General features: G+C 40.6%; 21 protein-coding genes. 16 read left to right on the top strand and 5 right to left on the bottom strand.

The window, feature by feature from the left end; translation table 11 throughout:
* Positions 1-632, bottom strand: a 632-nt coding sequence (locus tag HP439_RS13085) for a hypothetical protein (protein WP_172390786.1), incomplete at its 3' end; no start/stop codon positions are given.
* A gap of 69 nt (positions 633-701) precedes the next feature.
* On the bottom strand, positions 702-1,079 hold the full coding sequence (locus HP439_RS13080) for a helix-turn-helix domain-containing protein (RefSeq protein ID WP_172390785.1): 378 nt from the start codon (positions 1,077-1,079) through the stop codon (positions 702-704).
* Between the two features lie 101 nt (positions 1,080-1,180).
* On the opposite strand from HP439_RS13080, the gene HP439_RS13075 reads away from it, so the two are divergent.
* The 13 genes from HP439_RS13075 to HP439_RS13015 all read left to right on the top strand — a co-directional run bounded on the left by HP439_RS13075 (position 1,181) and on the right by HP439_RS13015 (position 9,964).
* A complete protein-coding gene (locus HP439_RS13075; protein WP_172390784.1) occupies positions 1,181-1,429 on the top strand; it encodes a hypothetical protein in 249 nt (82 codons plus the stop codon).
* A 3-nt stretch (positions 1,430-1,432) separates the two neighbouring features.
* Positions 1,433-1,855, top strand: coding sequence for a hypothetical protein (locus HP439_RS13070; RefSeq protein WP_172390783.1), 423 nt, complete (start codon positions 1,433-1,435; stop codon positions 1,853-1,855).
* Positions 1,856-1,959: 104 nt separating this feature from the next.
* Positions 1,960-2,307, top strand: a complete 348-nt coding sequence (locus HP439_RS13065; protein WP_172390782.1) for a DUF4406 domain-containing protein — start codon at positions 1,960-1,962, stop codon at positions 2,305-2,307.
* A 2-nt stretch (positions 2,308-2,309) separates the two neighbouring features.
* Positions 2,310-3,017 carry a hypothetical protein gene (locus HP439_RS13060; protein ID WP_172390781.1) on the top strand — a complete coding sequence of 236 codons (708 nt, stop codon included), beginning with the start codon at positions 2,310-2,312 and terminating at the stop codon, positions 3,015-3,017.
* Between the two features lies 1 nt (position 3,018).
* On the top strand, positions 3,019-3,198 hold the full coding sequence (locus HP439_RS13055) for a hypothetical protein (protein ID WP_172390780.1): 180 nt from the start codon (positions 3,019-3,021) through the stop codon (positions 3,196-3,198).
* Positions 3,199-3,212: 14 nt separating this feature from the next.
* Complete coding sequence (locus HP439_RS13050) at positions 3,213-6,209, top strand: DUF5906 domain-containing protein (RefSeq protein WP_172390779.1); 2,997 nt, start codon at positions 3,213-3,215, stop codon at positions 6,207-6,209.
* A 17-nt stretch (positions 6,210-6,226) separates the two neighbouring features.
* Complete coding sequence (locus HP439_RS13045; protein ID WP_172390778.1) at positions 6,227-6,421, top strand: hypothetical protein; 195 nt, start codon at positions 6,227-6,229, stop codon at positions 6,419-6,421.
* Complete coding sequence (locus HP439_RS13040; protein WP_172390777.1) at positions 6,421-6,702, top strand: hypothetical protein; 282 nt, start codon at positions 6,421-6,423, stop codon at positions 6,700-6,702. Before HP439_RS13045 ends, HP439_RS13040 begins: the two co-directional genes overlap by 1 nt.
* Entirely contained in the window at positions 6,699-6,956 is a 258-nt protein-coding gene (locus HP439_RS13035; protein WP_172390776.1) for a hypothetical protein, read from the top strand. The genes HP439_RS13040 and HP439_RS13035 overlap by 4 nt, the downstream gene beginning before the upstream one ends.
* A 10-nt stretch (positions 6,957-6,966) precedes the next feature.
* Positions 6,967-7,239, top strand: coding sequence for a hypothetical protein (locus HP439_RS13030; protein ID WP_172390775.1), 273 nt, complete (start codon positions 6,967-6,969; stop codon positions 7,237-7,239).
* A 216-nt stretch (positions 7,240-7,455) separates the two neighbouring features.
* Positions 7,456-9,249: a DNA cytosine methyltransferase gene (locus HP439_RS13025; protein WP_172390774.1), complete on the top strand. Its 1,794-nt coding sequence runs from the start codon at positions 7,456-7,458 to the stop codon at positions 9,247-9,249.
* The gene (locus HP439_RS13020; protein ID WP_172390773.1) at positions 9,249-9,608 is read left to right on the top strand and encodes a hypothetical protein; all 360 of its coding nucleotides are present in this window, start codon (positions 9,249-9,251) and stop codon (positions 9,606-9,608) included. The genes HP439_RS13025 and HP439_RS13020 overlap by 1 nt, the downstream gene beginning before the upstream one ends.
* Entirely contained in the window at positions 9,605-9,964 is a 360-nt protein-coding gene (locus HP439_RS13015) for an HNH endonuclease (protein WP_172390772.1), read from the top strand. Before HP439_RS13020 ends, HP439_RS13015 begins: the two co-directional genes overlap by 4 nt.
* Here the strand turns inward: HP439_RS13015 and HP439_RS13010 are convergent.
* Complete coding sequence (locus HP439_RS13010; RefSeq protein ID WP_172390771.1) at positions 9,961-10,137, bottom strand: hypothetical protein; 177 nt, start codon at positions 10,135-10,137, stop codon at positions 9,961-9,963. The genes HP439_RS13015 and HP439_RS13010 overlap by 4 nt on opposite strands.
* A gap of 59 nt (positions 10,138-10,196) precedes the next feature.
* Positions 10,197-10,445, bottom strand: coding sequence for a hypothetical protein (locus HP439_RS13005; RefSeq protein ID WP_172390770.1), 249 nt, complete (start codon positions 10,443-10,445; stop codon positions 10,197-10,199).
* A gap of 37 nt (positions 10,446-10,482) precedes the next feature.
* Here HP439_RS13005 and HP439_RS13000 point away from each other — a divergent pair, with 37 nt between their 5' ends.
* Positions 10,483-11,154 carry an SOS response-associated peptidase gene (locus HP439_RS13000; RefSeq protein WP_172390769.1) on the top strand — a complete coding sequence of 224 codons (672 nt, stop codon included), beginning with the start codon at positions 10,483-10,485 and terminating at the stop codon, positions 11,152-11,154.
* Here the strand turns inward: HP439_RS13000 and HP439_RS12995 are convergent.
* Complete coding sequence (locus tag HP439_RS12995) at positions 11,151-11,423, bottom strand: hypothetical protein (protein ID WP_172390768.1); 273 nt, start codon at positions 11,421-11,423, stop codon at positions 11,151-11,153. The two genes, HP439_RS13000 and HP439_RS12995, sit on opposite strands and share 4 nt — an antisense overlap.
* A gap of 707 nt (positions 11,424-12,130) precedes the next feature.
* Here HP439_RS12995 and HP439_RS12990 point away from each other — a divergent pair.
* Together HP439_RS12990 and HP439_RS12985 are read left to right on the top strand one after the other, a co-directional pair.
* Positions 12,131-12,637: a hypothetical protein gene (locus tag HP439_RS12990; RefSeq protein ID WP_172390767.1), complete on the top strand. Its 507-nt coding sequence runs from the start codon at positions 12,131-12,133 to the stop codon at positions 12,635-12,637.
* Positions 12,637-13,023 (top strand): hypothetical protein, encoded by a 387-nt coding sequence (locus HP439_RS12985; protein WP_172390766.1) that lies wholly within the window; start codon positions 12,637-12,639, stop codon positions 13,021-13,023. The genes HP439_RS12990 and HP439_RS12985 overlap by 1 nt, the downstream gene beginning before the upstream one ends.
* The last annotated feature ends 101 nt before the right edge of the window (positions 13,024-13,124 follow it).

The raw sequence follows: 13,124 nt of genomic DNA, 5'->3' as shown, positions 1-13,124 counted from the left end.
CTAACTTCAATATCAACGTCAACATCAGGCTTATCCCATACGCGTCCATCTTCAAACAAAAGATAAACACCTTTTTGATTAACATTTGGAGTTATTCCTGTAGTTTGGAGAGTCAAATAAAAATGTATCTGACCTTTATCTTTAATCTTAATCAAATGAAATTTGTTGTTACCAGAAATAGGAGTTCTATACGTTTCCGATTTTGTAAAATCATCTTTCGAATATTCTATCTCTTTCATAACTAGATCCTTTTGTATATCCATTTTCACGATGTTGAATGGAAAATCAACCCCGTGAAATATCGTGTACCGGTAATATAATATGGATGAATTCGAAAGGCGTTCCAATTCGAGAAGCTTAGTCGTATAATCGATATTAATAACATTCAGCACCTTGAACGTATCTCCTAAGACCTCTTCCTTCTTTAAACTTTTCGATCCTATATTTTCTATAGCGACGCTCTTGTCAGCATAAATATGGGTGCGATTTTCCGCAGGGTACTCTGGAGATATTTTCAAAAGACTATGTTCATAAATATATGCGCTTCTTCCAGCGTGATTAGCCATATATGCTTGCCCATTTGTTTTATTGATGATGAGGAACAATACTACGATCAACAGTGATACTTTCATGGATTAATATAGTTTTCTAAATAATTTCACTCCCATTTACGCCAAATAACTCGCATATCTGAATTCGACCTATGCGCTTTTATCGTCAGACAAGAGTTCCTTTAATTTGTTTTTTAGCAGTCGGTTGTTTTCCTCGAGAACCTGAATATATTTTTCGTTGAGTTCCTCGTAGCGAGCTTGCCAACCGAACTCCTCTACTGAAGGTTTTTGAACGATTGCGGTATCAATAATTCTATTTTTCACCATTTCACCTTTACCGGTTAATAACCACTCGGCATTCAGAAATTCACATTTCGCGTACAATAAATCAATATCATATGTATTTCGCGTATGCCACGAGGCCAGCGTTTGTGGCTTTATTCCTAGATATCGCGCGAACTCCGCGTCTTTAGCTATGTCTAAATAAGATTTTATCGCATTTAAAATCAATGATTTATCTATTTTCATAAACAATTTGTGTATAAATATTTGCTATTGTATGCAAAATGAGTATATATTTGTAATAACAAAATGCAATAACAAACAAACGTAACAAAAAATCATAACAAATGAATACGGCAACCCAGACAGAAATTATTCAGGTAAGCGGAAATGAACTACAGTTCATCCGAAAGCACGCTCCCAAAGCATTTGCGAGAACCGTATCCGAAGCCTTGACCGCTGAAGGATATCCGGTAGACCGCGTAACGGTCCATAAGGAACTGCACACCATCAAGGATGGATATGATACACGGATTATTAATAAATCGAGAGAGCTTCTCCAGGTTCTTTCTAAGGTTGAATTCGAAAATCAATAAGCCATGCTAACAGCAAGAATTGATCAACAGAGCAAAAGGTTAATCGTCGGATATCCGGGGTATTCTAAAAAGAAGGAATCTACGATCAGTGTTAGAAATTATGACGAGGCAGCGCAAGTCTTCCAGTCGAGATTAATGAAGTTCATATGTGCCGAACTACAGAGTTTCATCAACATGCGCCAGTTCGCATATAACAACTCACGAACAATGTTTAAAGCCCGCGAACAAGCGATTCAAAACATTCAGTTCATAATTGACAGCTACAGCACTGGCGACATCTTGCGGTTAGCAAAACATGTAAGTAACGCTAGGGTATCATTTTCTTTGCTGATGCCTTCCAAGCCGTCACCTGCGTTGACACACTTCGATACGCATATCATTCCAATTATCAAATACTGTACGGATTACTATTCGAAATTGACGTGAGTAACCCCGTGTCAGCGGAAGGCAGGCGATTGATCGTTCTTTACGCCGATAGGAACCGCGTACCCTTTGCCGCGCGGATTTATTAATTATTAACGACTAAAAACATGAGTGCACCCATCGTATACATAGCTGGCCCTATCTCCGGACAGCCTGATTTAAATAGACCGGCGTTTTATGCCGCCGACGAAATTCTAAAACATAAAGGATTTATCACAAGAAATCCACATGAATTCTGTTCTGATATCGTGTCGGCCAATGAAAGCGATCCAAGGTATTACCGTCGTGGAATTGAGGTGTTAACGAAAGAATGTACCGATATAATTCTACTGGACAATTGGGCGCATTCCGCAGGAGCGGCCGAAGAACGTCGTGTTGCTATACTTTGCGGTATACGCGTACATCACAGTGTAGAAGATATCGTCGAGTATTTCACTAGCGATGAGGAGGCATAGGTATGGCGATCAAACCAATATTATTTAGCAGTCTGATGGTCGAGGCCATACTCAAGGGAAGGAAGACACAAACACGCCGGATTGTAAAGAAGAAGTATGACAATACAGATATCGAGCTACGTCCGACAAAATATGGACCCCAATTATTCGAAGTTCAGAATGATCTACCGAAACCAACTAAAAACCCGAATGGCACCACGACACACTATTTACGAGCTATCGCCGAGTTAGCGCCTAAATACAACCAAGGTGACTTCTTGTGGGTTCGCGAGACATGGTTTTCAACGAGGTTCGACTTTAAAGAGCTACTAGAAGCTGGTATTACTGATCACCTAAGATTCAAGGCAGATTACAATTACGATCCTAAAACAGAATGTGTCGGTAGAGGATGGAAGCCGGCTATTCACATGCCTAAAGCAGCAGCTCGGATCTTCCTTGAAGTAACCAAAGTGAGAGTCGCGCGATTGCAAGATGTATCGGAATCGGATGCGATCGCTGAAGGTATCGAAGTCGACGAAAAAGGCATGTACAGATCCTATACCATAAATGAGAGTTTGTTGAGGTTACTAGGAACCCAATTCAATCTTTTTCGCCCCGAAAACTCATTCCGATCCCTATGGACGTCCATTAACGGATCCGAGTCATGGGAATCAAATCCATGGGTATGGGTCTATGAATTCAAACAAATTGATAAACCTAAAAATTTTTAAGATGCTGAATTTACCTCAAATGATACTTGAACAAAATGAACGTATTAACATGCTACAAACAGGTTTAGGCATATGCATTTGTGTTATCCTTCTACTGTTCTTAGCGCTCATTATGACGCTTGCTAGAGTAAAACGCTACGAAAACATTTACGAATCAAACGATACTGAAAACACCAAATAAAGAATTACCTCTACATGTCAAACTACAAAATATCGAAAGACGACATTCTACAGCTGACAAACGGCGGGTTGGACATATTCCGGTTCTATATATCGGATATCGACCAGTATGCCGGTACGCGAAAAAAGTTCAAGCTACATGACGAGAACACTCCCTCAAGTAGCATCAAAAGACTGCCGGACGGTAATTATGTGGTTGCTGACTTCGGAGACGATGGTAAATGGATGAATGCCATTGCTTATGCGCAAAAAGTTGAGGCTCTTGATTATGGAAATACAATTAAGCTGCTGGCCGGCCGTCATGGAGTTGCCCATGTTGATCAAATCGAATCGATGTATCAACCGACCTTCAAAACGGATGACGCTTTGCCGGATCAAGCTGACGGCACTTGGATATTTAATCCTAGGGATGAGACTCCGGAGAGTCACCTTCGAATAATTTTCAGCGAAAAGGTCTGGTCACACCTAGACTATAAAAACAAAAGCAAGCCAATCGACGAGCGAAAAAAAGCTGTAATGGCAGACCTTCGCAAAATAATGCTTGCTCAGCATTGGCATAGCCTTGAAAGCTACACCATCATCAAGAAACGTAAGGCAATCACTATATCCGCGGCAGAATTCTATCCGATCATCCGGATTGAGGAAAACTACGAGAAAAACGGCACCACGAAAACATTCTCCAAGATCTATCAACCTAAAGCAAAGAAAAAGAGTGAAAGGTTTTTTTATAACGGAGACTTCGATCCGCAGTTTCTGCACGGATTAATGCAGGTCGACAAAGCATACAATAACGCTTTAAATAATGCTCCTGAACCACCAGAGGGTGAAGAACGTAAAGAAGTAAAACTGGAAGAAATAATATACTGTACAGGTGGATCGGACGCGCTGAACTTCGCTGCCCTAGGTTACCAGGTAATTTACCCCTCGTCAGAATATTTCAAGCTGTCTAAAGACATACTTTTCAAGTTATTCCTAAAGACAGACAACGTTTATACCTGTCCGGATCTTGATGCCACCGGTCAGATTCAGAATCACAACCTATGCCTGAACAAAGATTCAGAACAATACTTGAATATTCGAACAATCGAATTACCATCTGCTCTCCAATTAAAACGGGATCAATACGGCAGGCCGTGTAAAGACTTTAGAGATTTTTTAAATCACTTCACAGGGAAAGATCTAAAAAATATCATAAAGGTTGCCAAGTGCTACCGGTTCTGGGACCATCACTTATCCTTCGATCGTTCTGGAAAAATAAAGTTGAAGTTCGGCAGACCCGTATTAGAATACAAACTATCGGCTGAGCGCGTGTTAAACTTTTTGGTAAAGCATGGTTTCGGCATTCACAGAATAAGCGAGGAAACGTACGAATACGTGCATATAGATGGCAATATCGTTCGGGTTGTACGTCCTGAACATATCAAATCGTTTGTTCTTGCATTCCTTCGCAGCCGATTCATGGATGAGGATCTGATAAACATTGTCCACAAGTCCCCCATCCTATCTCAGAGTACCTATGATACACTTCCGGAGAAACAACTGGACTTTAAAGATAATGACGTCAAGTCACAATATATGTTCTTTGAGAACACGACGTGGCGGATTACTCCAGAGGGCGTACATCAATTGAAACCAATGGAAGTTGACCGCATGACGTGGGCTTCTAAAATACTGCCGCATAAGGTAAGTATCCTGGATAAAATGTTTACTGTCACGCGTGACGAACACGGGCGTTATGATATCGACGTTCATGACGATCGCTGCTTATTTTTCCGCTTTTTAATGCAAACAAGCCGAGTTAATTGGCGGACAGAACTCGAAGATAATCTACAGCACCTCTCAGCTGAAGAAGTTGAAGCCTATAAAATCCGAAACAAGTTCACAGTCAAAGGGGAAAATCTAAATGCTGATGAACGTTACGATCAGATCTTGCACCTGGTCAACAAAATGTATGCATTTGGTTATATGATGCACCGGTACAAGCCCGCCTCTGATCCTTGGATCGTCATGGCAATGGATGACACACCGAATAAAGACGGAGGATCTCACGGCGGGTCCGGAAAGTCAATATTCTTCAAGGCATTAGCGATGATCAAGACACTGATTGAACTTGACGGTAAAAACGCGAAACTGTTCGATGACAATCACGTATTCGAGCAGGTGAATAAAAACACAGACATCGTTTACATCGATGATGCTGCAAAGAACTTCCCGATGGAACGCACCTTCTCGATGACTACGGGAAGCATAACCGTAAATCCTAAAGGAAAGACTAGGATAACGATATCCAATGATGATTCACCTAAAATGGGGATGACAACCAACTTTGCTCCGGACGATTTAAGTCCATCAACTTTACGCAGGATCCTGTTCATCGGTATGTCGAATTATTACCACGACAACAAGATGGGCGAATTCAACGAAAAGCGTCAGCCGAAAGATGATTTCGATAAAGAACTTTTCAAACAGTTTACCCCTGAAGAATGGAATTTGACGCTAAATTTTATGGCGCAATGCTGTAGCCTATATCTATCATTTCCAACTATGATTGAGGCTCCTATGGGCAATATCATGGAGCGAAACCTAAGCAATGAAATGGGTATGAATTTCTTAGCATGGGCCGAGGTATACTTCTCTGCTGAAAGCCAAAAGCTTGATCGTTTCGTTCCGACTAATGTCGCTATCAAAGACTACCTACTGGAGACGGGAATCAAGACGATAACGCCTCAAGGTTTTGGAAAAAAATTAAAATCATACGCTATGCTTAAGGGAATGATATTGGATCCTACCGAGCTGCAGGGAAAAGACGGCCGTATAATTAAGTTCTCTGACATCATTGTCTATGAAGATCGATTGAGAAAGTGGTTAAAACCCGGAGGGAAAAGAACGCAATCCATGTTCTACTTCCAAACCAAGGGCTCAGAGATCAATCCAGAACTCGTTTTTGATCCCACAATCGATCTTTCGGATTTGCCAGTGCCTACACCGGGAACACCATCACCAAATTTTTAATCTAACTCAAAAATATTATGAATGAATTATTAAAAGAATTTCCCTACGCGACCAAGCGTAGTTACAAAGGAGGCATTGAGGTGCGAGTGAAAGATCTAGATGCTGCTCTTATTAAAGCGCGGAGACTCATAGAAGAAAAGAAATTAGAAATTGAAGTCTTTGCCGTCCACTCCACGCTCCGATCGTTTGCCGTCCGAAAAAAAGCCAGTTAATGAAGCCATCATTTGTACAGAACGCACCGTGGCCACTGGGCAAAAAGTTCGTTGATTCTATCGGCAGTGTCTTCGAAGTTGTAAAAACGATATACGGGGATTCTGAAGCAGGGATAGTCTTCACAATTGAATTTGAAAATGGCTGGAGTACATCTCACGATCACGAAGAATCGCCCCAGACCGCAGTGGGATTTAAACAAGTTGGAACCGATAAGTTAATCATCCGGACTATCCAACAGATGGATGAATTTGTAATCAACGGACATTTAAAAACGATATGAATATCAACGAAGAACTAAAACGTCAGAATTTGAGTAGACACGCCAAACTAGAGCCAAATGTATACGTCAGCGTTATTCAAAGTTACATAGCGCTATTGCGCGCTAGTTGGCAACCAAAGACTAAAGAGATAACAGATCGAGACGGAGAGTTAATGACCATCCATTACGACGAATACAACGATGTATGGACGACTGAAGACATCGCATTCAAAGGTCACGTATTTAAAAAAGTATCACAAATAATCAAAAAATAAAATCAAAACCATGAAACAATTTATTACAGTACTAGCATTAACAATCGCCACTTTATTCATTTCCTGTGAGAAAGAAGATTCCAGAGAAGAAGCTCACGTATACGCAGAGCAGCACTTACTTAAACTCGGATACACAGAGTACATTATCCCTGCCGACACTTGGAATGTCAATAACGAGTTTAAATACAGCTATTCATTTTCTGGAACAGATCCAAATGGAAACGAGGTAGATGGAACTATCTGTTGGGATGATCCCACAAGAATTTTCATCTATTTGAAATAGAAATGATTACGGATGTATCAAAGAAAAGGTACTACTTACACAGGAGACTTAAAGGCCATTTTTCAGTATGTCCAAGAACTCGTGAGGTAAGGGTGCCATTTTCAAAGGCTGACGAGATTAAGTGCCATCCGAAGTATAAATGCATTGAGCAGCTTCAAGGAATAGGTTACAATATCCAAGTTGTAATAACGTGTTTTAAATTTTAGAATTTTAACCATGATAACCGCATTCATACTCCAACATAAACCTTTCGTTCCACAGATCGTTGATGATCCAAAATCAATACAGTATATCGTAATTGATTTGTTTTGTGGAGCCGGTGGAACAACAATAGGTTTCGACCAGGCTCGCAATAAATGGGGCAAACGGATGGCCATCATCGCAGCTTGTGTCAATCACGATCATAAGGCTATTCGAAGCCATTGGGAAAATCACCCAGAAGTGTATCACTTCGAAGAAGACATCAGAACACTAGAACTTTCACCGTTAGCTGACATCGTAAAGCAATATCGCGAGCTTTACCCTAATGCTAAAATCGTTTTGTGGGCATCACTTGAGTGCACCAATTTCAGTAAAGCTAAAGGAGGTCAATCACGAGATGCAGATAGTCGTACTCTCGCTGATCATCTTGACCGATATATAGTAGCGCTAGATCCGGATTATGTCCATATCGAAAATGTTGTCGAATTCATGAGTTGGGGGCCTCTAAACGAACACGGTAAGCCCATCAGTATGAAGTCTGGAAGTGACTGGATGAGATGGCGCAAGCACATTAATAGTTTAGGGTACCGTGACGAGTGGAAGGAATTGAACTCTGCGGACTTTGGTGCATATACATCTCGAAATCGTCTGTTTGGATGTTTTGCTAAGGAAGGCTTACCGATTGTGTGGCCAACCCCTACTCACTCGAAAAAAGGAACGGGCAAGCAGGATCTTTTCGGCAGCGGACTAAAAAAATGGATGCCTGTCCGCGATTTATTGGATTTTGAAGATGAAGGTGAAAGTATTTTCAATAGAAAGAAGCCACTTGTTGAAAACTCCTTGAAAAGGATATATGCAGGACTGATAAAAGAAGTTGCAGGCGGAAAAGACAATTTCATCATGAAATACAATTCGATGAACCAACAGGGAAAAATCCGTACTCCTTCGACGGATGAGCCGCTGCCCACGATCGCTTGTCAGGGACGTTTAGGTCTTGTGCAGACTTCGTTTATTGCGAAATACTTTAGCGGTGATCCGTTCGGGCAGATAACGTCTGTTGAGAAACCATTATCGGCGATAACTTGCATCGATCATAACTCAGTTGTAAATGTCGAGCCGTTTGTATTAACGTCATCGTATAAGGGTGCTTCCAAATCAATTAACGAACCCGCTCCCACCGTCCTTGCGAGCAGGAAACACCATTATCTCATCAACCCTAGCTTCCTGACGAAGTATTACGGCACTGGTGATAATGTGGCATCTGTTGACGAACCCGCTGGTACATTGCCAACTAAAGATCGATTTACGTTAGTTCAAACCCATTGGTTGGATAAGCAATACAGTGGAGATCACAATCACCAGTCAATAGACAGACCTGCAGGTACAGTTTTGGTCAACGACAAGCATGCATTAATGACAGCGAAGGGATTTATCTACAATCCCTCTCACGGTGGTCACACAATGCATATAGAACAGCCATGCCCAACTATAATCGCAAGACAGGACAAATCCCCTCTTTACTTCATTCAGTACCAACTAAACGAAGATGTGCGGATTGAGATCTACGAAGGGGATTCTGAAACCATGATCAAGATTAAGGAGTTCATGGCCATGTATGGAATATCCGATATCAAAATGCGAATGCTCAAGGTTATGGAGCTGAAACTAATTCAAGGATTCCCTGCAGATTACAAGCTGTACGGTAATCAATCCGATCAAAAGAAATTTATCGGAAATAGCGTGGTACCGCATGTAGTCTGTGCGTGGGCGGAATCTCAAGGTGAGGAACTTTTAAAAACCGTTGCATAATGAAAGTAATAGTCCAAGGCGTTTCAATCGAACTAACAAAAGAACAGGTTGAACATTTCGAGAACGAGAAAGCTAAGCAACTCAAAGAATGTTCAACTTTCACCAAAACCTTAAAGCATTTCGGGTTCAATAAGATCAATACAAAATCATGGCCCAACCCTAACGAGAACGCCTACTCGCATTATCAATACGGTTGGTATGCAGAAATTCAAGACTATGGAACGTATAAAGCTTGTTTTCTTACTGGCAAAGGTTTAAAAAGCATAGAAGGATTCCCTGGTGGTTATGTTCATGATTCTCCTGAATCGGTGGCAGCCGCCATTACAAAAGCCTTAGATGAAATGGAGGAAGTAAAATGAAACTAACAAAACAACAACGCAATGAATTGCGCAATAAATATGATGGTCGCTGCGCATATTGTGGCGACCTTCTTCCCGACCGGTGGCACGCCGATCACATTGAACCAATAGTAAGAAACTGGATTGACGGCACATGCGAATATCCAGAACGCAACACGATAGAAAACTTCAACCCCTCCTGCCCTAGCTGCAATATCGTTAAGTCGAGTCAATCACTTGAAAGCTTCCGGCGCGTGATAGGTGGGTTTGTAAAGTCCCTGAACCGAGATAGTACTCAATATAAGTTTGCTAAGCGTTATGGATTATTGGAAGAAAGAGAGATTGAAGTTAGGTTTTACTTTGAGGAAGTTAACTAGCCGTTATGGGGCTCTCCTATCAAATCTCGAAACTCAGTTCCCGTAATCGGCTCACCCTCTAAATAATAGTAAACCGCGTTGTTTTCATGCCTAACCCTTTGCATTACTCGACCATCGATCAAAGTATAGGTTTCTGTATTACCATCGATCGAAATTTTTTTTGTTTTATTCATAGTTTATTAGTTTTTATTACAACAAACGTACAAACTAATTTACACCGTTTTCGAAGGGGCTAAATCATCCAAACACTACCTATCAAATCCTCTTCACGAATATTGTCTATCGCATCATCGATTACTAGTACATTGTCCTCTTCGAAGGGAACACCTGACAGATCATCAATATATTCCCATACGTTTTCAACCTGCAATGGGTACCATGTCGGATCTTGGTGTTCAATCGACATTGGAGCCCTAAGTATATTAAAGCCAAGCAATCGCAACTTTATTAATACATCTTTAGTAAGGCGAACAAATTTCATACGTATTGGTTATAATTGTATACTAATATATGAAATTATGTGCTATCATGCTTCAACGCCTAAAACAGAATTGCTCCGCGATATAATCAAAGGTATGACGGTGCAGAATGGGTTTAAAACAATTTACCATGTCTCAGGATTCACACGTCCATTTTTACCTGTAACACTAAATAACGATATAGACTCTATTGTTTCTGCACGATGGAAGCTTATACCCTCTTGGATCAAGTCGGAGGAAGCAGCAGAAAAGAGTGGAAACACACTTAACGCAAGAAGTGAAGAGATTTTTGAAAGATCATCATACAAGAATGCCATCACTAGACAGCGTGGACTACTATACGTTCAAGGTTTTTTTGAACCGCACGCAACCGACGGTAAAAACAACGACGAGACGTATTATATCCAAGATCCGACAAGTCCAATTTTCACTTTAGGTGTTGTGTGGTCACGTTGGCAGAACTACAACACATTCTCGATCATTACTACTCCCGCCAACACGCAAATGGAAGAAATCCACAACGTAGGGAAACGCATGCCCTTAATCATTCCAGAAATCAAACGACACAACTGGTTGCTAGCGGATGGCCGAGATGAGATCGAATCGTTAATGGTGCCTTATGAAGGGCAGCTGCAGACGCACCGAACATTCAGAGTAACTTCAGCGCGAGGGATCGACACCAATATTCCTAGTATTCAAGACGTCGTTTAGCCATTTACCGTAGGAACGTAACCGTGATTAGTATATCCTGACAGGTCTTCCGGAGTTTCCTTTTCGAAAATCGTCGACAATAAAACAATCAGGTCGTCAGGAATATTTTTCGCTTCCCACCGTTCGGGATCTCCGTACATGCCCTTATAAAATATAGTACGTTTACCGTTTTCCCATGTAACATCTGCATGGATCAAATTCATATTCCGATTAACCACATATTTAATTTGTGTCGTTTTACCACGCAGTTGTATCTCCATCGCTTTCATAAATGCAAATATACATCAAAGGTATTGAGACTCCTTAAAGTCGTATATCTCGCCACTCTCCCATCAGCTCAATTTCATTCCTGCGGGGACACACCGTTGCCGCTCTTAAGTTGACTTTCGAGCGCTCGCGAAGCAGCGCAAATAAGTGGTCATCCAGTGATGGCCACACCTTCTTCTGTCAAGGTCGCTCCCGGCCCTTCGTTTTTTCTTTACATCTTTTTAAGTCTTTAACTTGAAAATTTTTGTAATTCTGTAATAAATAAAAATACAACAGTATAATGAGATGTTACTCAGCCATTTAACTCATTACAAAAATTTGTAATGAAAAATATAATTATTACAAAAGTTTGTAATAATGGAAGAGTGAAAAATCATATTACAAACCTTACAAATTTTTGTAATGGAATATTACAGAAAAACAGACAATAAACACATTGAAAATCAAATGCTTACAAGTTATTACAGAATTACAAAAAATTACGCTATTTTTGGGACCGCGACGTAACTCGTTGTAAAAACGAGGAATTAATTACTCAAAATTGATTTTTACTTTATAATCCGATTTCGACGGAATTATATGTTTAATTAAACACATATAAACATTTATTTTTCAGACTATTAAATTCCGTTTTCAACGGAAAAATAGGTAAATTTGTTTAAACCAATAAGGATGATCCATGAATGTAATTTGTCACATAAAAAACGAGATGCACAGAGACTATCTGCATTATCTTTTCACCCATGAGGATGGTGCCTTTTCCGTATTTAGAGATTCTCACATGGGGCGTTTCATCTGTTCATTAATACGTTTCTCAGATTTCCCAGTCGAACAAAAAATGGATGACGATAAAGCTGTTTACTTTCGGCTTCCGAGAACATCAGCAATGCCGAGTCTTTTCCAACGCTTCTGCTATCTTAGCACTGAAGATCAGCGCAAAATAAACGATCACCTAATAGCAACGTTTGATCTGGATTTCATCGAATATTATTACGTAGGAAAAAACCTTGGGCTCCAGCAGAAGGTCGTTATTCAAAATTTCATTTTATCGCGGAAGCTAACCAGTAGAATCGGTGAGACAGAGCAATTAAAGAAACGCAGCTACCGAAAGGAGGAAAAGGAAATTAAAACCATGTATGAGCGCCTTTCACGCCGTGTACGCCTACAAAGCGCTGCAATCAGGAAAACTATTGAAGAATATCAAAACATACTATAATGGCACTTCAGATCATTCAATCAATCGCATTTGTAAACCTTAATCAGGTGATTTCATATTATCCATATCCTACCGGTTCAGTAAAAATGACGGTAACAGAATGGACCGACTTTCCGATGCACGTTGCCTCAGGTGATATTGACACTTCATCTCGGACGGATGCGCCAGGAACTTCTTATGCCAGTACAATATCTGCAAGACTTAAGCAAGATATTATCCTGCCCGATGCTGTTATACTGAAGGTTACCCTGTGTTCCGGAGCCGAACTAATTGTGGGAACTCCAGATATTCCGGTTCGTATAAACAAAAACAACAGCCTATCCAGAAATACATTAAACATATCCTACAACGGATTTCACCAGCCGCTCAATTTAATTTATCAGTAAGTTTATCTGCGAATACCATATTTATTTACAGGCCATAATCCCCGCATTATAGCCTGTTTTCGTTGATGTGAACCTCTAAAAACGTCCTTTCTCACCTACCC

This window comes from Sphingobacterium shayense (assembly GCF_013179575.1).
In the GTDB taxonomy this organism is placed as follows: Bacteria; Bacteroidota; Bacteroidia; order Sphingobacteriales; family Sphingobacteriaceae; genus Sphingobacterium; species Sphingobacterium shayense.
This window is presented reverse-complemented; position numbering and strand designations above follow the sequence as displayed.

Coding starts and splice junctions, on each gene's coding strand:
- HP439_RS13080 (WP_172390785.1), bottom strand. CDS start 1,079: ATGAAAATAGATAAATCATTGATTTTAAATGCGATAAAATCTTATTTA.
- HP439_RS13035 (WP_172390776.1), top strand. CDS start 6,699: ATGAATATCAACGAAGAACTAAAACGTCAGAATTTGAGTAGACACGCC.
- HP439_RS13075 (WP_172390784.1), top strand. CDS start 1,181: ATGAATACGGCAACCCAGACAGAAATTATTCAGGTAAGCGGAAATGAA.
- HP439_RS13070 (WP_172390783.1), top strand. CDS start 1,433: ATGCTAACAGCAAGAATTGATCAACAGAGCAAAAGGTTAATCGTCGGA.
- HP439_RS13030 (WP_172390775.1), top strand. CDS start 6,967: ATGAAACAATTTATTACAGTACTAGCATTAACAATCGCCACTTTATTC.
- HP439_RS13010 (WP_172390771.1), bottom strand. CDS start 10,137: ATGAATAAAACAAAAAAAATTTCGATCGATGGTAATACAGAAACCTAT.
- HP439_RS13050 (WP_172390779.1), top strand. CDS start 3,213: ATGTCAAACTACAAAATATCGAAAGACGACATTCTACAGCTGACAAAC.
- HP439_RS13025 (WP_172390774.1), top strand. CDS start 7,456: ATGATAACCGCATTCATACTCCAACATAAACCTTTCGTTCCACAGATC.
- HP439_RS13015 (WP_172390772.1), top strand. CDS start 9,605: ATGAAACTAACAAAACAACAACGCAATGAATTGCGCAATAAATATGAT.
- HP439_RS13060 (WP_172390781.1), top strand. CDS start 2,310: ATGGCGATCAAACCAATATTATTTAGCAGTCTGATGGTCGAGGCCATA.
- HP439_RS13020 (WP_172390773.1), top strand. CDS start 9,249: ATGAAAGTAATAGTCCAAGGCGTTTCAATCGAACTAACAAAAGAACAG.
- HP439_RS12985 (WP_172390766.1), top strand. CDS start 12,637: ATGGCACTTCAGATCATTCAATCAATCGCATTTGTAAACCTTAATCAG.
- HP439_RS12990 (WP_172390767.1), top strand. CDS start 12,131: ATGCACAGAGACTATCTGCATTATCTTTTCACCCATGAGGATGGTGCC.
- HP439_RS13045 (WP_172390778.1), top strand. CDS start 6,227: ATGAATGAATTATTAAAAGAATTTCCCTACGCGACCAAGCGTAGTTAC.
- HP439_RS13040 (WP_172390777.1), top strand. CDS start 6,421: ATGAAGCCATCATTTGTACAGAACGCACCGTGGCCACTGGGCAAAAAG.
- HP439_RS13055 (WP_172390780.1), top strand. CDS start 3,019: ATGCTGAATTTACCTCAAATGATACTTGAACAAAATGAACGTATTAAC.
- HP439_RS12995 (WP_172390768.1), bottom strand. CDS start 11,423: ATGAAAGCGATGGAGATACAACTGCGTGGTAAAACGACACAAATTAAA.
- HP439_RS13065 (WP_172390782.1), top strand. CDS start 1,960: ATGAGTGCACCCATCGTATACATAGCTGGCCCTATCTCCGGACAGCCT.
- HP439_RS13005 (WP_172390770.1), bottom strand. CDS start 10,445: ATGAAATTTGTTCGCCTTACTAAAGATGTATTAATAAAGTTGCGATTG.
- HP439_RS13000 (WP_172390769.1), top strand. CDS start 10,483: ATGTGCTATCATGCTTCAACGCCTAAAACAGAATTGCTCCGCGATATA.